Origin of the sequence: Mesorhizobium sp. M7A.F.Ca.CA.004.04.2.1 (genome assembly GCF_004022825.1) — a bacterium.
Lineage (GTDB): Bacteria > Pseudomonadota > Alphaproteobacteria > Rhizobiales > Rhizobiaceae > Mesorhizobium.
Window position 1 is genome coordinate 1 of record NZ_RZPH01001218.1, and the last position, 1580, is coordinate 1580.

2 protein-coding genes are annotated in these 1580 nt (G+C 63.1%); both read right to left on the reverse strand.

Annotated elements, in window-relative coordinates; genetic code table 11:
• Positions 1-682: DUF3333 domain-containing protein (locus EN893_RS33175; protein WP_128362144.1), on the reverse strand; the 682-nt coding region annotated here is incomplete at its 3' end.
• Positions 679-1580: phosphate ABC transporter permease subunit PstC (gene pstC, locus EN893_RS33180; protein ID WP_128362145.1), on the reverse strand; the 902-nt coding region annotated here is incomplete at its 5' end. The genes EN893_RS33175 and pstC, both read right to left, overlap by 4 nt.

Sequence of the window (1580 nt, forward strand, 5' to 3'; positions counted from 1 at the left end):
CCAACATATAAAACGAGCCGATGATCGCCACGCCCATGCCCGAGGTTTCCGGGCGGCTGGAGGCGCCGTAGGTGAACAGGCCGCTGTTGAAGTGCTCGGCCATCGCGCCCTCGGCCTTGAGCTTGTTCATCCAGGTGATCTGCTGGTCCGAGACCTTGCGTCGCGCTTCCTCGACACTGAGGTCGATCTGGCCCTTGAAAGCCGAGTCGAGATTGGCGGCGGCGAGGATGTTGACGTTGCGTGTCGTGCCGATCACGGACGGATCGGCGGCAACGATGTCGCGCAACTGGACGCGGGCGCCTTCCGACAGGAAGCCCTTGAGCTTCTGGATCATCGGCTTGTCATCAGGAGAGATGCCGAGCTTGGCCACAAGCGCGTTTTCGGCGAGCTTGGGATAATTTGCCTTGATCAGAACGCTCGGATCGGTTGCACGCTTGCCGGAAGGATCGATCACCTTCTCGTCGAACGAGATCGGCAGTGATACCGTCGTCTGCCAGAAGGCGGTGTAGCCTTTCGAGACGATGGTGATCAGCATGATTGCCAGGAACGCCAGGCCTACGGAAATCGCCACGACGCCATAGAAGCGGAAACGGCGTTCGGCGGCGTAACGGGCCTTCAGGCCGATGTCGCGGCGCGGATGGGCCGCCGCCCTGACCATCGTATCCATGGAAATGTCGGTCATTCGTACTGCTCCCGATATTTGCGCACGATGTAGAGCGCGACGATGTTCATCACCAACGTCAGCGCGAACAGCGTCAGGCCGAGTGCGAAGGCGACCAGCGTCTGCGGCGAATTGAACTCGAGGTCGCCGGTGAGCTGGTTGACGATCTTGACGGTGATGGTCGTCATCGCCTCGAACGGGTTGATGGTGAGGTTGGCGGCGACGCCCGCCGCCAGCACGACAATCATCGTTTCGCCGATGGCGCGCGAGGCGGTCAGCAGGATGGCGCCGACGATGCCGGGCAGTGCAGCCGGCAGGATCACCCGCTTGATCGTCTCGGAGCGGGTCGCGCCGAGGCCAAGCGACCCGTCGCGCATGGCGCGCGGCACCGCGGTTATGATGTCGTCCGAGAGAGAGGACACGACCGGGATCAGCATGACGCCCATGACCAGGCCGGCGGTGAAGATGCTCTGGCCCTGGATGAAGGGCGAACCGCCGGTCAGCGCCGCGGACAGGTCGCGCAGGAACGGCCCAAGCGTGACGACGGCGAAGATGCCGTAGACGATGGTCGGTATGCCGGCCAGAAGTTCAAGCGCCGGCTTAACCACCGAGCGCACCTTGGGCGTTGCATATTCGGCCATGTAGACAGCCGACATCAGCCCGACCGGCACCGCAACCAGCAGCGCGACGGCGGCGATGTAGAGCGTGCCCGCAAGAAGCGGGATCAGGCCGAATTGGCCCTGGCTGCCGCCCGAACCGGCAGCGGCAAAACGCGGATCCCAGACGGTGCCGAAGAAGAAACTCATCGGCGAGACGCTTTCGAAGAAGGTGATCGTCTGGAACAGCATCGAAAGCACGATGCCGATGGTTGTCAGGATGGCGATGGTGGAGGCGGCAAGCAGCCCCCACAGCATCAGCC